Source organism: Halomarina rubra, assembly GCF_023699475.1.
GTDB classification, from domain to species: Archaea; Halobacteriota; Halobacteria; order Halobacteriales; family Haloarculaceae; genus Halomarina; species Halomarina rubra.
This window is the reverse complement of sequence record NZ_JALXFV010000002.1, coordinates 318,460-335,673: the sequence shown is the minus strand read 5'-3', so window position 1 is coordinate 335,673 and position 17,214 is coordinate 318,460. Positions and strand designations below refer to the sequence as shown.

The following is a 17,214-nucleotide window of genomic DNA, read 5'->3' as shown; positions in this document are numbered from 1 at the left end:
TGAACTCCGACAGTCGCGCTCAAAGGCGTTTCCTTTCCGGTGCCCGATTCGCCGCGCGGTGTATCGGCCGGTCGACCCCGGTGAACACTACACAGCGCCGTCAGCGACGGGGTGGCCGGCCGCCGTCGGTCTCCGTCGGCGTCCCGCCCGCGTTCGCCGACGACTCCTCGGTCGCGTCGAGGTCACGCCAGTAGAAGTCGGGGGCGAGGAACATGTACGCGAGCGCGGCGACGAGCAGCGCCCGCGGAAACACGCGGGAAAAGGCCGTCGGCGCGAGCACGGCGAGCGCCTGGACCGCACCCATCGCCAGCGCGTCGCGGGCGTACAGGTCGGGGTAGCGAACCGAGACGACCATCAGGTACGCGAACGCGGCGGTGATGCCGAGCAACCCGGTCGGGTTCGTGTACCCGGCGAGGTAGACGGCCGCGAGCACCGTCGCGGCGAGCGTCGTCGGCACGCCGACGGTGACGGGGCCACCGGGGTCGTGGACGGTGTAGAGACCGAGGCGGACGACGCCCATCGCGACGAACAGCGCGGCGACGCCGCCGGCGACGAGCGTGCCGGTCGTCTCGCCCCACGCCTCGAAGGCGACGGCGAAGACGAACAGCGCGGGGGCGACCGAAAAGGAGGCGACGTCTGCGAGCGAGTCGAGGTGCTCGCCGAACTCGGTCCCGCCGTAGCGGCGGGCGAGGACGCCGTCGGCTCCGTCGGCGACGGCGGCGAGGAGGACGAGTCGGGCGGCGAGTCCCGGGTCGACGAGGACCGCGGCCGCGGCGGTGAACCCCAAGGCGGCGTTCACGACGGTCATCGCGTCCGCGATGCCGAAACGGCCGACGAACCGGGGGCGCATACTCCACGACTCGGGCGAGCGTGGGTTAGGGCGTTTCGGTTCGGTGTGTCACGCCTTCGACACCGCGTCGACCGCATACCGCTAGACGCGAGAACCACGGAGGCTATACGTCGCGCTCGGCTAGTCGGGCGTATGAAGCGGCGCACGTTCCTCGCGACGGCCGCCGGAGCCGCCTCCGTGTCGCTCGCCGGCTGTTCTTCCATCCTCGCCGACAGCGAGTACGACGTGGACATGACCCACTACGCGTACGAACCCGACGCCATCGAGGTGCAGGTCGGCGAGACGGTGCTGTGGGGCAACAGTGGCTCGCGGGGCCACACCGTCACCGCCTACGACGACGCCATCCCCGACGGTGCGACGTACTTCGCCTCCGGCGGGTTCGAGGACGAGCAGGCCGCGCGCGACGCGTTCGTCGACCGCGGTGCGGGCAACGTCGCCCCCGGCGAGACGTACGAACACACGTTCGAGGTGGCCGGCACGTACGGCTACGTCTGTCTCCCCCACGAAGGGCGCGGGATGGTCGGGACCGTCACCGTCGTTGAGGAGTAGCGCTCACCGCCCCGGAGCCGTCGCTCGGCGACCGATGCGCAGAAAATTCGAGTCGGGTTGAACTGCGGCGGTTAGACTTCGACGTCGGCGTCGTCGACGTCGACGCTCGTCTCTTCCTCTTCGGCGACCTCTTCGGGTCGCGCTTCGAGACGAAGCTTCTGGATCTCGACGCGGCGCAGCGGGTAGATGGTCTTGGCCTCGCCGTAGATGGCCGAGGAGAGTCGCCCCTCCGTGACGCTGTCGACGAGGTCCTCGAAGGTCCGCTCGGTGGCGGCCTCTTCGACGAGCTCGATCATCAGCTTGCGGATGGCGTGCTCCTGGCTGCGGTCGGCCTTCTTCGTCGTGAAGGCGACGGGCTGGACCTGCACGCGGTAGTCGTCGGTCGTGAGGACCGTGACGTACGCGGCGATCTTCGAGGAGCCGCGGCGGACGAGACTACGGAGGTAGTCCCGCGTGAGCTCCTGCTGGACGAACTCGGTGTACGCGGCGTCCGAGCCCACGTCGTTGATGCGGAACGTGAGCTTCGTGCTGTTCTCGCCCGCGTCACCCTGCAGTTCGCCGAGGGTGGTTTCGATGGTTCGGCCGTAGACCTTCTCGGTCTCGTCGGCGACGGTCTCACCGAGTTCGGCCCGGTCGAACTGCTCCGGGGCGAGCACGGTGTACCAGCGTTTCTCCTGTCGTCGTCGTGATACTGAACGTTCGCTCATGGTTGTGTCGTGTCGGTCAACTGCTGTGCTACCTGTAGGTTGCTGACGTAGTCGTCCGCTGTCGTCCGGAGGCCACCGGTCGTCTCGCGGGTGATGGTCGTCTCGACCGTCGACCCTTCGACACGCGTCTCCATCTCGGGCGTGTTGTCGGGGGCGAGTGCCGCGGCGACTTGTTCGGACGTCTCGGCGTCGTCGAACGCGACCCGCACCGTCGCGGTGCGTGGCGTCTCGGTCGCCGAGCGGTCGGCGTCGCCCGTGTGGGCGTCCGTCGGGTCGCTCACGGGAGCGCCCTCCGGAGCGCCGCTACCACGGCGTCCATCTCCGTCTCGTCCACGCGGACCTGTGCGCACGCAGGGGTGCCCACGCCGTCCGCGGCGCGGATGCGTGCCTCGCCGCCGACCGCGCTCGCGGCCTCCGCGACGAGGGTCGTCACGTCGGTCTCGGCCGACGCGACCGCGGCCGTCCCGCCCGACTGGGCGAGAACGACCGGTTCCGGCGAACGGAAGTCCCGAACGAGTCGCGCGACCGACCCGAGCGTCGCCGCCGACGCCTCGTCGGTCACGTCGGTGACGACGAGGCCGTCGTGGCGGGCGAACGTCGCCTCGCGGACGGTCCCGTGGACCGTGCGAGCGTGTTCGCGCCACCCGTCGAGAGCGGTCTCGCGGACGTCGTAGCCGAGTGCGAGTGCGACGCCCGTCCCGGGGCGGACCCGGGCAGTCGCGTCGAGCACGTCGGCGTACCCCGCGAGCGTCGCCATCGCGAACCGGTCGGCGAGCGCGTACGGGTGCAGCGCTCGTTCGACGGCCTCGCCCGCGTAGCGCGCCCCGGTTTCGAGCACCGAGAGCGCGAACAGCGAGGCGAGGGTGCGGCCCTCGCGGTCGACGCCCGCGAGTGTGCGGGCGGTCTCCTCGGGGTCACCCGAGAACGGCGCGTGTGCCAGCGTGGTGTGTGCCATCGCGTCTGCGACGTCGTCGGCCGGTCCGGCAATGCCGGGGTCGCGGTCGAGACCCGCCTCGTCGAGGAGCGCGGCGTGCTCGCCGGGGTCGTCCCCGGCGGCCACGGCCCCCGCGAGCGCGAGCGTCGCGTCGGGGTCGGCGTCGAGTTCGGTCGCGACGTCGGCGGCGGCGGGCGCGAGCGTCGTGTCCGTGAGGGACACGTCGCCGCCCGTCGCCCCGACGGAGACGGTGAGGTCGGCCTCCGAGTCGGTCGCCGGCCACCATGTCACGCTCGTCTGGAACGCGACGTCACGCGCAGCGAGCGCGCTGGCGAGGATGCCTGTCGCCGCGAGCGCGTCACCGTCGGGCGTGGCGACGAGTCTGACGAACTCGGCGTCACGGCACCGCGCGGCGACGTCACTGGCGGTCGAGGCGTCCTCGGGGTGGTCGGCGGCGGACATGTCGGCTTACTCCTCGAGGAGTCGCTTGGCGACGTCGTACGTGTACTTGAAGTCCTCCGCGAGGACGTCACCGCGGTAGTAGTCCACCAGACGGCGGACCTTCGACTCCGTGTTCTGGAGTGCGCGCTTGTTCTGCGCGTCGCCGGGGTTCGCGTCCATGTGCTCGCGCAGGCGGATGGCCCGCTCGAACAGGTTCCGCAGGTCCTCGGGCAGGTCGTCCGAAGCGTCGTTCTCGTCGAGAATCTCGGTGACCTTCTTGCCCGTCGCCAACTTCACGTTGGGGACCGGCGTTCCCTGAACGCCCTCGTCGCGCAGCTTCATGCCGATCTGGGAGGGGTCGTGGCCCTGCTCTTTCAGGTCCACGACGCGCTCTTCGATGGCGTCGGCGTCTACGTCGCTCCACTCCGGTGGTTCGTCTGCCGTGGGGCGGTCCGAACCGGACGACCCTCGACGGCGGGTGTGCATTCGTGCCATAGGCTGAATTGGAACTGCACGAACCGCTACGGGCCAACCTGGCCCAGTGCACGTCCACACTCCCAAGCCACGGAAGAGTGCCCGAGACGGGCGACCGTGGCGATGTCGGATATGCGGCTGTGCTGTTCCCACCGGCGACTCGGTGTGTCACCCGCAAAAGGGTTGCTACTCTCAACGCCGTGAGCGTCGGTGTCACGCACGGGCTACACGGTTCGATGGGATTAAGTACGGTCCTCGGAAAGATTGGGTTGCAGTGCGGGCTTGTAGATCAGTGGCAGATCACTCCCTTGGCATGGGAGAGGCCCCGGGTTCAAATCCCGGCAAGTCCATATTCCTCCGACGAGCAAACTCGCGAGCCGAAGGTGTGTACGATGCAGGCGGGATTTGAAGCCCTGGCCTGGAAGTCGCAGCACCGAGCGAAACGAGAGGACCATCTTCCTCCGGGTTCAACTCTCGGCACGTCCATAGCTCTCTGTTCGTCTCTTGACGTCCTCCCACCGCTCTGAAGCACGAGGCTTCCTCGTTGATTCTCCCTAAATAGAAGAGAGACGACCCCGTCAGTCGTAGGTGGTCGACGACATTCATGGCTGATAACTCGGATTCACCACGGGCGCGATGGGGCGGCTTTCTCCTGTTGAATGAAGGATCTGACGCTGAGTGCGACCAGTGCATTGACACAGAGCGCCTCGAAGAAGCGAGCCGGCGCAAGCTTCGAACCATGCTCCTTGAGCCCGGCAGTGACGCCAATCGCCCACAATCGGGGCCGTTCGACGGCGCAATGTACTACGCCACGGACAGTAACAGCATCTTCCGGTGGGAAGAGGCCGCGGGCGAGTGGCACTCACTTGATTTCGATTCGTCCGACCAGTCGATGGCCGGAACCTCACAGTATGGATCGCCTGGGATGGAGAAACCACCAGATGACGCGGTTGGTGGTTCTGAACTCACTAATCGAGATGGGGCCACAGATGGCACATGTCCTGAAGACCGGGAACTCCGAAAAAGAGAAATAACTGACTCTCTCGATGGTGATATCGACGTGTTCGTTATCGCCGGGCAAAGCAACGCGCTCGGTGATCCAGACGATCGTAATGCAACGTGGCCATCTGTTGAGCCGGGGGTTGGACAGTATTACTACCCACCAGACTCATCGTCGTTGGTCGAAATGTCATCGGGAACCAGCAAGAAGGTCATGGAAGCAGCATGGCCGTCGTTCGTAACCACGCTCCATGCAGCGACGAGACGTGAGATCTGCATTATCCAGACCGCGAAAGGCGCAACAGGTCTTACAGAGACGGGAGACACCGGAAACGGCAATTGGAGTCCAAGTGGGACGCTGTTTGAGCGCTCGATTCGGTGGACGACGGAGGCACTGGGTGAGCTCAAAAAAGCGGGGTACTCCCCGAATCTCCGAATGGTCCATTGGTGTCAAGGTGGCAACGATGCGAAACGCGGAGTCGAACCGAACAGGTATCTCTCGTCACTGCAGGGTCTATTCGGCCGATATCGAGAGTCACTTCGATATCCGAACCTCCCGTTTGTCGTCTATGGCTCACAGATCTCGACTGCAGAACGGTGTGGAATCTCGAACGCACAGGCAGTTGCCTGTGCCCTCGACGAAAATGCATACTACGTCGACAATCCACGCTACTACCCGCTGAGAGATATGATGTACGACGACGCTCACTGGAATCAAACAGCACACAACGAGATGGGAGTGGCAGGTGCTCGGTCATCCTCAAACATCCTCGATAGACGGAGCACCTGACTGTCTCAAGCGAACATCGTGTGCCGACCTCTGGTATCTAGGGTGAAAACGTGTCTCTGAAACACCCGATGAACGCTGTGAAGAACTCACCTTAGAGTGACGAGACGGGAGCAGACGATTACGTTCATAACAGTACACAGAGACGAAGTTCCACACATGGCTGGAACCCCGGTAGAATAGATGTACAACGAGTCTGTGCAGTTCAGCCCATCCAGAGCGGGTGTACCAACGGCCGATTGACATTACCCACACACAGACCGATAAACGGACAAAGCACCGATAGAGAGCCTCAATCCCCTCCCAAGGGAGTTTCCGAGTCGGAACTGGTTGGCCGGACGCAGGACTGTTCGAATGAATATTAGTCAACGTAGCGAGAGAATTTTCCACACATTCGCTCCGTATAGCGATTTTGTGGTGTGAAATCCGGGCTGTTTCTGTCATCCGGTGCTGTGGGTGTAGAGTGCTATCTGCCGTGTAGAAGGCTCAAATACGCTGTGTGAAGGCGATACTCGATTTATGTAGATGCCCTCTCGGTGGCGATTCAATGCACAGATTGGGGGAGAGTTCAGTTCCACAACCCGGTTGCGTATAGCGGTTTTAGTATTCACTCACCTCGCTACAGCCGTGATTTCGGTCGCATGCAGTCCACTCAGATGCCCGAATTCAAGCGTTTCAGTAGAATGGTTGGCCGGGCGACGTGTCTTCCCACAGCACCCCCTTACTCACGACCCTCAGCAACTGCACAATCGCTATACTGCACGTATCTACCGGGAGTTGAGCTGAGTGTGGGACCGAGACCGCTTCAAGCGGCGCGGGTCGAGAGTATCGTCCAGAAAGTTATTACAGTCTTTTAGATGTTTTTGCCCTCGAAAGACTCGTCTTAGAGAGGTCCGTTGGACCAGTTGAGCGCTACAACGAGTAGGTCACCACCTCAGTTTCGACTGACATCACACGGTCTCCTGAAGGTGCAAATCAGCAACTTTGGTCATCAGTTCTCACCGCAATCGCGTCGAACGGAGTCTTTCTTGAGACGGCGCGGCTGTTCAATGGTTGACCAAGTCCCTTTGTCCGCCGCTGTAAATGCACTCCTGGGTCAGAAAGGCGTCATCACGCTCCTCAAACTTCTGTCGGTCGCCGTCGAGCACTATGGCTCACCGTTGATGTTCGTTGGAGAGACCGGTCGCGACCGTCGCCGTTACTCGTTTCGTTCGTTACCTCGCTCCCAGACTGTGTCGACTGGCTCGCCGGTCGGTGGTGTGTGACTCACGTCTTTGAGGGTCTGTTTTGCCATTGTGCTACGGTGTAGCAAGTCAAACATACTTAACGCCTTCCTGAGTCAGACTATGACACTCTAGACACCCTTATTCAAATTTCTCTGACATTCCGCATGTGTGTTTGATCCCCCATCTCCTTTCTGAGCAAGGTAGCCAATTAGTTTATTACCAAGTAGTTCTCAAAAACAATACAATGAGTCGTCGAGATATCTCTGAAAAATGGACCAGTCGTTCTCGAGGGATGTCGTCGACGGTTGGGTACGTGCTCATCCTCGGAATGGTCGTGATTGGAATGACGAGCGTGGTCGCTCTCGGTTCGGTCGCACTCGAGGACACAGAGCGGCAATCAACACTTGAGCGTGCCGAACAGTCGATGGCTCAGTTCGACTCGCGGGCTGCGCAAGTTGCACTTGGCGCAGAAAGCTTACAAGAACTCTCGCTCGGGCATTCATCAGGAAACTATCAGGTGGTTGAGGGTGAAGGCACGATTACCGTCACACACGTGAACCACGATGGCGACGATTCTGACGGTGACGACGACAAGACCGACGATGGAAACTACGATGATGATGAGGACATATACTCAGGGCCTCTCGGAGCTGTCGTCTACCAAAACGGAGACACAGAGATAGCGTACCAGGGCGGTGGCGTCTGGCGTCATCAGGACGGAAACACGCAAATGGTCTCGCCTCCCGAGTTTCATTACGAAGGGTCGACACTCACCCTCCCGGTCGTAACTGTCACCGGGGAGGACTCGGCTTCAGGGTCACCGACGGCAGTTGTTGAGCGAGCGACATCGACCGAGACCATCTACCCAAATTCCAACACCGATTACGTCGATAACTCGACAAAGCAGTACACCAACCCCGCGAGTAACGGGCAGATAATAGTCACAATTCAGAGCGAATACTACCAAGGATGGGAGGAGTATTTCAACTCAAGGACAGAAGGAAGCGTCATTGACGTAGATCACGGGGCAGAAACCGTCACAGCGGAACTGATTACTTTAGGTCACCAAGGTGAGTTCAACCTCCCGAGTGAAGACAATCCGTTCCAAGTACGGGGTCTGGAACCGTCGATGCAAGACGGCGACGGTCTGAAAGACCTCGCTGTGACTCTCCGACCAATCGACAGGACACAGGACCATTTCTCAAGCCTCGACTGGTCGATGTACGTCCACTCGGGAGGTCAAGAGATGGAAATCAACCTCAAGATGCAAGGGAGCGGTGGATGCGGAGATGCCGCCGATCTGACTATCTACTACCACGATGGTGGTGAAACGTACCAGGGTTGGCACGCGGAGAACGCATACACGGTTGACTGCAGTGGGTCGACACCCAAAATTGAGCTCGACCTCATCGGCGATTCGACGCCGTCGATGAACTACGAATCAGTCACAGCGAGCAACTTGGTTGCCTCGAATCCAAACAGCATATCGCTCCAAGACCCCGTCGTGTTCGACCATTTTGAGGGTGATAACGCGGATGTCACCTACACTGTCGGAAGCGATGCGTCCGCTGATCTGATTATACGACACTACTTCAACCACTTCGCACCAACCTTCGACCTCCGTTCGACAGACGGGAACCACGGAAACTCCGTCAACGAACCATCGTCCAACGGTAACAACATTATATACACTGGCAGTGACGTTATCACGTACCTGCACGTCTCCGAGAACGAAGTTAAGGTCAGGTTCGAGTAACCGCTAGTGGTCGTGGTACCCCTCGTCTAAGATTCTCGCTGCCGTCCGTCCGGACGATTCGTTTGTTCCACGAATAGAGTACGAGTGACGGACAACGACGTTGGTCAAAGGACCAAAGCGAGTTAACCACACTCCTGTATCAGCGTCTACGAGAGTCGAACCGTACGGCGTGTCCACTCCTCTGGTTCGAATTGAGGAGAGCCACTGACCACGAGGAATGACTTGGATATCTGGGCATGAGGGCTTCGAGTACCTTTTTCACGTCCTCGCGTGACATCCCGCTACCGACAGCATGGGACACGAGCGATTGTAGGGATGCGTACTACTACGAAAATCCATTCAATAGAAACTCGAAGGCCAAACGATTGCTGGAGTTCTCCGGAAATGTATCGACGTTCTATTCCGTGGACATTTCCGATAGAAGACACGGTCGAAGCGATGGCTGCGAGTCACGCAATGTTGTGTGACCCGAATCTACGAGGATCACTCGACGATATCGACGTAGAACGAACCCCCCCCCCAATGACACCTTGATTGTGAAGCGGTTCACTCTCCGTCGACTCATTGACCACGACGTGCGCCGACGGAACCGACGGAACCAGCCATCGAGACGACGACGGGGCGCTACTGAACGCGTTTCGTCGAGAGCCGCCGGTAATCTGCACTCAGTCCGTCTGGCAGACGACGGACTTCTGTGGCAGTCGCTCGGTTCGAGACTAAGCAGTTTAGACGGAAACAAAAGTGTGTTGCCATGAATGGATTCAGGCGAACGTTACATCGATGCGCACGACACGAAACAGCATCTGATCCGCAGTAAAATCACACTTGACGTTACCTGAGCCAACGATCTCACAGGCGTTGGATTCCCATGATATTCTATTTTCGAGATATCGTTCCCATGCGCCTGCTCGATTCGGGGTCGTCTGAATCGTGTAGCGAATCTTCCGCTCGCTAGTCACTGGTGATGGGTCGAGCCACTTGCGAGCGCCCTGTCCTGCCTGTAGTTGGGTCCGGACGAGCATCGTCGTATCCCCTGCGACGTTCGACTTGCCCTGCGCATTGAGGTCGATAGTGGGGATGATAACCGATCTCTCGGTCGAATCACGGAACAACATCCGTGGCTCGCGAACGAGTATCGCACCACCACGCTGCTCTCTAATAACGGCGCCGTTCTCGTAGACGAGTTGTGTGCCTTCTGCTTCGAATATGACCGGTTGAAGCGTCTCAGAGTGCATCGTCGTCGTGTCTGCTGGGTCACAGAGATTGTCGTAGTCTGTATCTGGGTCGTTATCCCAACACCACTTGACGGTCGTCTCTTCACTGAACGATATCTGCCCATCGGCGAGCTTAATCTCCGTGGATCGACCAGGGGCACCGTCTCGGTCGATGTCCTCGATGTTGTGGGCCATCACGTCGAACGCCCGTTCGACGTTATTGATTCGCTCGGCGTCACGTGCGTTGGTGAGTCCGTCGAATCCGGCGACGTACACAACCCCAACCGTCGTAGTGACGAGTGAGAACACGAGGATGAACCCGACGACTTCGCTGACCCCACGGCTGCGGGTCATCGTCCCGTCACCTCCAGTTCCAAATCACCGTCAAGATCGGCGTCGGCGTATCGAATTACGAGGTCGCCGCCAGTGAACCGCTCACCGACAACCTCCGTCTGCGCGTCGAACTGCACCCAGACAGTGACGTCGGGGTCGTCACTTGATAGCTTCAACCTCGTCTGTGAACCAGAGTTATCCACTTCTATGGAGTACTGTGCGCCTGTGACGCGGTCAGGGAGTTGATGCGTTACCCGCAGTTCGGAGACGCTCTCACCCGTTTGCACGAGTCGGTCAGTTGCATCGATGTCCGAGGCGACCTGCTGGCCGATAACCTGCATTTCGGACCGAATTGTTCGCTCACGCTGATCGTCAACGAACCCACCTCCTGCAATCAGCAGCCCCGAGATGAGGATACTCGCGACACCGAGTGTCGTCACGAAGCCGACGGTCGTCGAAACGGCACGTTCGTCAGTCATCGTTCTCACCTGGTGCTACCACAACCGTCGTCTCGTACTGGATTTCAGGAGAGTCGTACTCAAGCAAGAGCTCTACCGAGTACAGCTCCTCGGCCACCGTCGGGTCGCCCGAATCGGACCCATAATCAGTCTCGGTATCGTCGCCATCGTCGTCGTAGTCTTCCATCGTGGTCACATCCTCGTCGACGACGAGCGAGTACGTCCCCGCCGCCGCGTCACCTCCAACGAATCGAATCTTATACACGGACTCACCAGAGAACAGGCGTTTCATTGGCACACACTGTGAACCGCCCAGCCGTCCACTGGAGAACGATATCTTTGCATCCTCCTCACTGTCGGGTGTCGTGGAACACGTGACGGTCGTCTCCGTGTCGTCGAATGTCATCGTGAGCGTATCGCCGCTCGCGGAGAAGTCAATCGTCCACGGGTCACCCCCCGGGCTCGTGACCTCCATTTCGAAGGCACTCCCGAGGCTATCCTCGTTGACCGTCATCTCGAAGGACCGAACAGGCTTCGAGTCAACGACCGTCCACGAGGCGTCGCCGTCGGCACTCACGAAGGACCCACTCGAATCGGTGACCAAAGTACCTGCATTTGTCGACTGAACACTGGCCGAGGTTATCGCACCGTCCTGCGCAGCGAAGTACGCGGACGAAGAACTGAACTCACCTACACCATCGGATATCTCCGACTCCGAGAAGTCATTCAGCATCATCGATTCGACTGCCGCCGACAAATCCGACTCTATCGAGGCGGGTTTACCCAGTTCTCCGGCGTCATCACGACTCGCCAGACTCTCGGTGTAAATCGCGGCGTTCATTACTAACGCGATTGCGACAAGTACGACTGCGAGAGATAACCCACCGACTAAGATGAGTTGGCCTCGCTCTCTCACTGCCGCCATACGGTCACCTCCACTTTCACCACTTTGTGGACACCACTGTCGGTGGTGTCCGTCTCCCCGTAGCAGGTCGCATGGTCCGCGTCGGAGGCATCTATTTCAATGTCTCTGAGTGTTTTGTCTGAGACTTCTAACTCCCCGTCACCGTCTGTGCTCTCGCTGTAAGAGTCCGTATCGAGGAGCGTGACGGTTCGAGCAACGGTGACCGCGTTGTCACTCGGATTCCCTTGGTACACCATCTTGCGTCGGACGAACCCCGACCCATCGTCGTAGACGAGTTCGACGTTGTACGCAACTGACTGCGAGCCGAACGCCGCTTCGAGTTTCTTTCCGAACCCGGTCGGTCCCTTGTCGGTCTCCGGGACATCAGTGTAGAACTGCCGACTTCCGGACTCCAAGAACCGAGGTTCTTGAACACCCTCGGCACCGGGATTACAGTACAACAATCCACGCTTCAGTGACCCGTCGTCGAGACTCGCAGCGAGGACCCCCTCTGCAGTCGCTGCCTGCTGGTTCTCGATGTGTTGGCTCGACGTACTCGCAGAGAGCGGTGTCACAGCAGTCACCTGCAACGCGAAGACGAGGCTTCCAAGCAGCAAGACACCCGCCATGACCGCTTCGAGCGTGTGAGCCTGTCCTCGGTCTACCATACCTTCACCACCAGTTTCGTAGGGGTTCCATCCACTGTGACACGGCGGGTTGCCGTCGTCGTCGAACCCGAGGCCGGAATCGAATCGCCAGCGGTGTATGACTCCTCGGTTCCGTCGTCGTTGAGGTCACCAGTCAAGGAGACATGGACATTCGTTCGTAAGTCGAGGGCAAGTACATCCTCAACCCCACCGCCCTCGAACGCACAGTAGTTCGGGACGTCCGCTGGAGCATCTTCCTCGAAAAATGACATTGTACACGATTTGTCGAGGATATACGGTTCACCACTCGTCAGAACATCAGTCGCCAGACGGTCTGCTAACCGATTTGAGACGGTCATATCTTCTTGCCCACTGTCCGCGAACGGTTGGACCATCCCAGGGATGAACGAAAAAACGAACGCAACGGCGAGGAGGAACACGCTCACGCCGATAGCGAAATCGAGCGTCGTCTGCCCGCGGTCCCGGTTCATATGAATAAGAACACCACCAAGGCGAACGTCGGCAGAATGACGAGGAACTTCACCCCGGCGAGGATGCTCACGTCGCGGATGTACCCCGCAACGACACCCGAGACGATAGCCTGGAACGTCACCGCGTGGAAGAACAACATGTCCATCAGCGGGACGTCAACATTCTCTGCGAACCCACCACCACCACCAAGGCCACCGGACGACCCGGAGACGGCCTCGGAGCCAGCGCTGCCACCACCACCGGATTGTGTGGCGAGGTCAGCCATCACACCGAGGAACTTCACCTTGAGGATGGCCATGACCGCGAGCAGCGTCAGGAACGTCATGATGATGATGACGACCTGCATCCGCGTTCGGGACTTGCGGTCCCGGGCGATATCGTCCTGGTTCTCCGAGGCCTGTGCGGCCGTTGTCAGCACGGCCGTAATCTGACTGGACGCCTCCTGAGCCTTCGCGATGAGCTTCGTCGTCCGTGCGAGCCGCGGGATGTGGTACTTGTTGTTGAACTCATAGAGGGCGTTCTTCAGGCTCGTCCCGTAGTTCACCTTCGCGTGGATGGTGTCCAGTTCGTCTGCGAGCCGGCCGGTAGAGGTGTCCGAGACCGACTTGATAGACTCCAAGAGCGTCATCCCGGTCTCGTTGGCCGACGAAAGCTTTCGGAGGTTCTCCGAGAGTTTCGCCGTGATGCTGCGTCGGTGCTGGACGTTCCACTCGTGGAAGATGGCCAGTGGGATGCCGTTGACGTACAGCGGGAGGTAGAGCCAGAAGAACGTCCCGCGGACGGGAGCCTCCTTCATCTCCGCGAGTGATAGCGGGGCGAACCCGCCGAGTACAGAAAACGCGAGAAAGACGAACGACGCCGGAATCGTCAGGAACAACACCGTCAGGGGGTGATCCCGGAAGAAGATGTGGGGCCGCTTGAGCATCCGACCGGTCTCGTAGGTCCCCTCACGGCTCTTGATACGGTCGAAGACGCTGTGCTCGCCCGTGTAGCGCTCGACGAGGCCGAGGCTAAACAGGCCGTCGGAGGTGCGCTCGGCGGTCCCCTCCTCGTGGAGGTAGCCGTCGCCGACCTCGTCCTGGACGACCGTCGAGATGAGGATGAGGAACGCCCCGCCGATGAGCGGGATGAGTCCGTAGACCGTCAGGTAGAGCATGTCCGTCTGGGACTGGCCCATCATCGACATGATAACGAGGATGATCAGCAACAGCAGCGGGAACAGCGACAGCGTCATGAACATCTCCCCGAACAGTTCGAGGGTCTCCAGGACGGTCTCCTGTTCTTGCTTGGAGGTCCGCATCTGTTTTTCCTTCTGGTCTTCGAGGAAGTTCGTCATGTTCCCCCCCGAGTCGATGATGGAAAGCATGTCCGTCAGGAACTGGCTGAGTTCGTCACTCGGCGTCTGGAGCGCCTGGTTGCGGACAGCGTTGCGGTAGTCGGTGTCGAAGTACTGCGTCTCGCGGATGATGGACTGGAACTCCTTCGACACCTCGCCGTAGGTGTCGTCGGCCATCGCGATGGCCTCGAGGATCTCCAGTTGGTTCAACCCACCTACCGACAGCGCGTACATGAACGACGTCGCGTCGGAGAGCAGGACGTTGATGTTCCGTTTCCGTTCGCCGGCTTTGAAGTACGGCACCGCGAGCAGCGAGCCGAAGCCCATCCCGAAGCCGATGGCACCGAACACCAGGCCACCGACGAGGATGAGCGCTGGTATCTTGACCGCGTTGACGAGTTCGAGCGTCTGGCCTTCGAGCGGGAGGCCGAGCAGCGTCGGTGTCTGGGTGACGAACAGCTGAAACACCATGAACACGCCGAGCGTCCCGACCAGCCAGAGCAGCCCGCCAGCGAGGACGCCGACGGCGAGCGCCTGCGAGAGGTACATCTCGACGGTCTGGGCCATCCGCGCCTGCGCGAGTTTTCGCTCGATGGAGGCGGTGAAGTCACCCTCCTCGTCGAACAGCGCCTTGTACAGCGGATAGAACGCGTCGCCGAGGCTGTTCGAGCCAACCTGTCCACCGGCCGTCTCGGTGCTCATTCATCGCCTCCTTTCGGTCGGAAGCCGCCGAACGCCTCCTCGTCGTCGTCCACCCCCGACAGCGCCTCGGCGAACTCGTCGACCGTCACCTCCTCGCCGCTGTACTCCCGGAGCAGTGGAGTCGCCTGCGTGAGGATTTCTTCGGCCTCGCCGAGCACCTCTAACGTCGGGTCGGGCCGGGGGACCATCTCCTCTTTCTCCGGGTCGATGTCGATGCTGACCGACTCCATCTCTTGCAGGTCGAGCAGACTCTCTTCAAGGTCGCCGTTGGCGATGAGCCGCAGGATGGTGTCGGGGTCGTTGATGAACGCCTGGAGCGTCGCCGCGACCTGCGTGTAGGTGTTCAACCGCGCCTCGATGAGGTACGCGAGGACGAGTTTGCGTTTGAACAGCTCCTCTTCGAGCTTGTCCTGGTTCCACCCGCGGTCGAACTTGATCTCCTCGATGGTGTTGGACTCGCCCATCCGGAGGTACTCGTCGGTCTCGGCCTGCCACTGGTAGACGTCCTGAACGTTGATCTCGTCGTTCTCCGGGTCGTAGCTGTTGATTTCGGTCAGCGACTTGTTCCGGCGGACCTTGTTGCCGTTCACTCGGGTGGAGGTCTGGATGCTCACCAGGTCGAGTGCTGTGAACATCGTCTTCGAGACGTTGATCGGTTCTGTCGTGAACCGCTTGATGACCTCGCCAACGGAGTCGGCGTGGAACGTCGTCAGCGTGGTGTGACCGGTCGACATGACCTGGAACAGCGTGCGACCCTCCTCACCACGGATCTCACCCATGACGATGTACTCGGGGCGTTGGCGCAGTGCAGCTTCGAGCAGATCGAACTCGTCGACGTCGCCCTTCCCGTCGTCGGAAAAGGAGGGACGCGTCACCGAAGCAATCCAGTTTCGCTGGGGCAGTTCGACCTCACGCGTGTCCTCGATGGAGACGATCTTCGACTTCGAGGGGATGAACAAGCTCACGGCGTTGAGCGAGGTGGTCTTCCCAGATGCCGTCCCGCCCGCGAAGATGAGGCTCTTGTTGTTCTCGATGCAGAGCCAGAGGTACGCCATCTCCTCCAGGGAGAACGTGTTCCAGTTGATGAGGTCGATAGGTGTGAACGGGACGTCCTTGAACTGTCGGATGGTGTAGTTCGTCCCGTGGTCCGAGACCTCCTTGCCGAGCGTGAGCTGGGCACGTGAGCCATCGGGAAGCGTACAGTCGACCTGTGGCTGGCGTTTCGAGATACCCTTGCCCGAGCGCTGAGCCATCTTCACGACGAAGTCGTCGAGTTCCTGCGTGCCGTGGTAGACGTTCGAGATGACCTGCTCGTGGTCGGAGTGGTAGACGAAGACGGGTGACTCGTAGCCGTCACACGAGACGTCCTCGATGTTGATGTCGTGTTTGATGGGGTCGATACGCTCGAAGCCGACGAAGTCACGACGGAGGTAGTACAGTATCTTCTCGACCTGGTACTCGGTGAGCGTCGGCGAATCTTCTTCGAGCAAGGCGGGCTCCGGGCGGGCCGCGATGCCGTCGAGTTCGCCGTCGTGGACGACCAGTTCCTGCTCGAACCCGAACAGCTCCTTGAGTTGGGCGACGAACCCGTCGTCGGCCACCTGTGGTTCGTCGGCCGCGAAGGCGGTGATGTCGCCGTCGAACAGGTCGTACCGGTCGAGCAGTCGCTGGGTCTCGCGTTCGATGACGTCGGCACGCGACTCGTCGCTGCCCTGGACGATGACGTCGTCGTCGGAGTACTTGATGGCGGTCTTCAGCTTCCCCGAGAGGAACTCCATCAGATCCCGCTCGATGTCCGTGAGGTACGGCTCGACGACGTAGTACTTCTGTTCGTTCTCTTTCGTGGAGTGGAAGATGACGACGAAGGCGTGGGGTTTGTTCACCCAGTAGCGGTCGACCTCCTCGAAGTGTGACTTCTTCTCAAAGGGGACCGTCTTCTCCATGTCGTAGCGGTTCGAGACGGTGGTGTGTCCCTCGACGGTCGAGAAGAACTCGTCCTCATCGAGTTCCTCGGCGACCTGGACGGACTGCTCGGCCTCGTGGTCCAGCATGAAGTTCGCCGCCGACTCACCGTGAGCGAGCATCCCGCCCAGCGCCTCGGGGTCGAACCCCAGGGCGTCTTCCTTGTCGAACGGGACGACCCGCTCTTCGTCGTCAGTCGGCGGGTTGCCCTCCTCATCGAAGTAGAACTCGCGCTTGTAGTCCTCCCAGGTGTACTCGCCAACCGAAACTGCGGCGTCACCGGGGACGGACGCCTCGTCCGACGAGTCCTCCTGAGCGTCCTCGTCGGTGCCCGGTAGGACGTCCTTAATAGCCATGTTTCGCGATATGTTTAGTCCACAAAAAGGTTTGCGTCTAATTATCAAAACGTCTCAAGCAGAAATGAGAACTGTTCACGTGGGGGC

16 protein-coding genes and 1 tRNA gene are annotated in these 17,214 nt (G+C 60.4%); 4 read left to right on the top strand and 13 right to left on the bottom strand.

From position 1 onward, the window contains the following. Positions 1-100: 100 nt before the first annotated feature. Positions 101-850 (bottom strand): protein sorting system archaetidylserine synthase, encoded by a 750-nt coding sequence (locus M1L36_RS03005; protein WP_250872232.1) that lies wholly within the window; start codon positions 848-850, stop codon positions 101-103. 132 nt (positions 851-982) lie between these two features. Between M1L36_RS03005 and M1L36_RS03000 the strand changes: the two genes are divergently transcribed. Then, positions 983-1,399: a cupredoxin domain-containing protein gene (locus M1L36_RS03000; protein ID WP_250872231.1), complete on the top strand. Its 417-nt coding sequence runs from the start codon at positions 983-985 to the stop codon at positions 1,397-1,399. A 71-nt stretch (positions 1,400-1,470) separates the two neighbouring features. Here M1L36_RS03000 and M1L36_RS02995 read toward each other — a convergent pair whose 3' ends face one another. The 4 genes from M1L36_RS02995 to M1L36_RS02980 are packed head-to-tail and all read right to left on the bottom strand — an operon-like array spanning position 1,471 to position 3,976. Next, complete coding sequence (locus M1L36_RS02995; RefSeq protein WP_250872230.1) at positions 1,471-2,106, bottom strand: 30S ribosomal protein S3ae; 636 nt, start codon at positions 2,104-2,106, stop codon at positions 1,471-1,473. Further along, on the bottom strand, positions 2,103-2,387 hold the full coding sequence (locus M1L36_RS02990) for a KEOPS complex subunit Pcc1 (protein ID WP_369694200.1): 285 nt from the start codon (positions 2,385-2,387) through the stop codon (positions 2,103-2,105). Before M1L36_RS02990 ends, M1L36_RS02995 begins: the two co-directional genes overlap by 4 nt. Further along, complete coding sequence (locus tag M1L36_RS02985) at positions 2,384-3,502, bottom strand: exonuclease RecJ (RefSeq protein ID WP_250872229.1); 1,119 nt, start codon at positions 3,500-3,502, stop codon at positions 2,384-2,386. The genes M1L36_RS02990 and M1L36_RS02985 overlap by 4 nt, the downstream gene beginning before the upstream one ends. A gap of 6 nt (positions 3,503-3,508) precedes the next feature. Continuing rightward, complete coding sequence (locus M1L36_RS02980; RefSeq protein ID WP_250872228.1) at positions 3,509-3,976, bottom strand: 30S ribosomal protein S15; 468 nt, start codon at positions 3,974-3,976, stop codon at positions 3,509-3,511. Between the two features lie 257 nt (positions 3,977-4,233). Between M1L36_RS02980 and M1L36_RS02975 the strand changes: the two genes are divergently transcribed. Both M1L36_RS02975 and M1L36_RS02970 read left to right on the top strand, forming a co-directional pair. Beyond that, positions 4,234-4,305 (top strand) — tRNA-Ala (locus M1L36_RS02975). A gap of 449 nt (positions 4,306-4,754) precedes the next feature. Further along, entirely contained in the window at positions 4,755-5,744 is a 990-nt protein-coding gene (locus M1L36_RS02970; RefSeq protein ID WP_250872227.1) for a sialate O-acetylesterase, read from the top strand. 1,195 nt (positions 5,745-6,939) lie between these two features. Here the strand turns inward: M1L36_RS02970 and M1L36_RS21775 are convergent. Next, positions 6,940-7,035 carry a DUF7989 family protein gene (locus tag M1L36_RS21775; protein ID WP_465262084.1) on the bottom strand — a complete coding sequence of 32 codons (96 nt, stop codon included), beginning with the start codon at positions 7,033-7,035 and terminating at the stop codon, positions 6,940-6,942. 176 nt (positions 7,036-7,211) lie between these two features. Between M1L36_RS21775 and M1L36_RS02965 the strand changes: the two genes are divergently transcribed. Beyond that, entirely contained in the window at positions 7,212-8,723 is a 1,512-nt protein-coding gene (locus M1L36_RS02965; protein WP_439954809.1) for a DUF7289 family protein, read from the top strand. A gap of 761 nt (positions 8,724-9,484) precedes the next feature. On the opposite strand, the gene M1L36_RS02960 is transcribed toward M1L36_RS02965, so the two are convergent. Genes M1L36_RS02960 through M1L36_RS02930 form a run of 7 tightly spaced genes read right to left on the bottom strand, consistent with a single transcriptional unit; the run spans position 9,485 to position 17,127 of the window. After that, entirely contained in the window at positions 9,485-10,291 is an 807-nt protein-coding gene (locus M1L36_RS02960; RefSeq protein WP_250872225.1) for a DUF7289 family protein, read from the bottom strand. Further along, positions 10,288-10,749, bottom strand: coding sequence for a DUF7266 family protein (locus M1L36_RS02955; protein WP_250872224.1), 462 nt, complete (start codon positions 10,747-10,749; stop codon positions 10,288-10,290). Before M1L36_RS02955 ends, M1L36_RS02960 begins: the two co-directional genes overlap by 4 nt. Further along, on the bottom strand, positions 10,742-11,653 hold the full coding sequence (locus tag M1L36_RS02950; protein ID WP_250872223.1) for a DUF7261 family protein: 912 nt from the start codon (positions 11,651-11,653) through the stop codon (positions 10,742-10,744). The genes M1L36_RS02955 and M1L36_RS02950 overlap by 8 nt, the downstream gene beginning before the upstream one ends. Continuing rightward, a complete protein-coding gene (locus tag M1L36_RS02945) occupies positions 11,641-12,300 on the bottom strand; it encodes a DUF7288 family protein (protein WP_250872222.1) in 660 nt (219 codons plus the stop codon). The genes M1L36_RS02950 and M1L36_RS02945 overlap by 13 nt, the downstream gene beginning before the upstream one ends. Then, positions 12,294-12,770, bottom strand: coding sequence for a DUF7287 family protein (locus M1L36_RS02940; RefSeq protein WP_250872221.1), 477 nt, complete (start codon positions 12,768-12,770; stop codon positions 12,294-12,296). Before M1L36_RS02940 ends, M1L36_RS02945 begins: the two co-directional genes overlap by 7 nt. Next, positions 12,767-14,809 carry a type II secretion system F family protein gene (locus M1L36_RS02935; protein WP_250872220.1) on the bottom strand — a complete coding sequence of 681 codons (2,043 nt, stop codon included), beginning with the start codon at positions 14,807-14,809 and terminating at the stop codon, positions 12,767-12,769. Before M1L36_RS02935 ends, M1L36_RS02940 begins: the two co-directional genes overlap by 4 nt. Beyond that, a complete protein-coding gene (locus M1L36_RS02930; protein WP_250872219.1) occupies positions 14,806-17,127 on the bottom strand; it encodes a type II/IV secretion system ATPase subunit in 2,322 nt (773 codons plus the stop codon). Before M1L36_RS02930 ends, M1L36_RS02935 begins: the two co-directional genes overlap by 4 nt. Between the last annotated feature and the right edge of the window lie 87 nt (positions 17,128-17,214).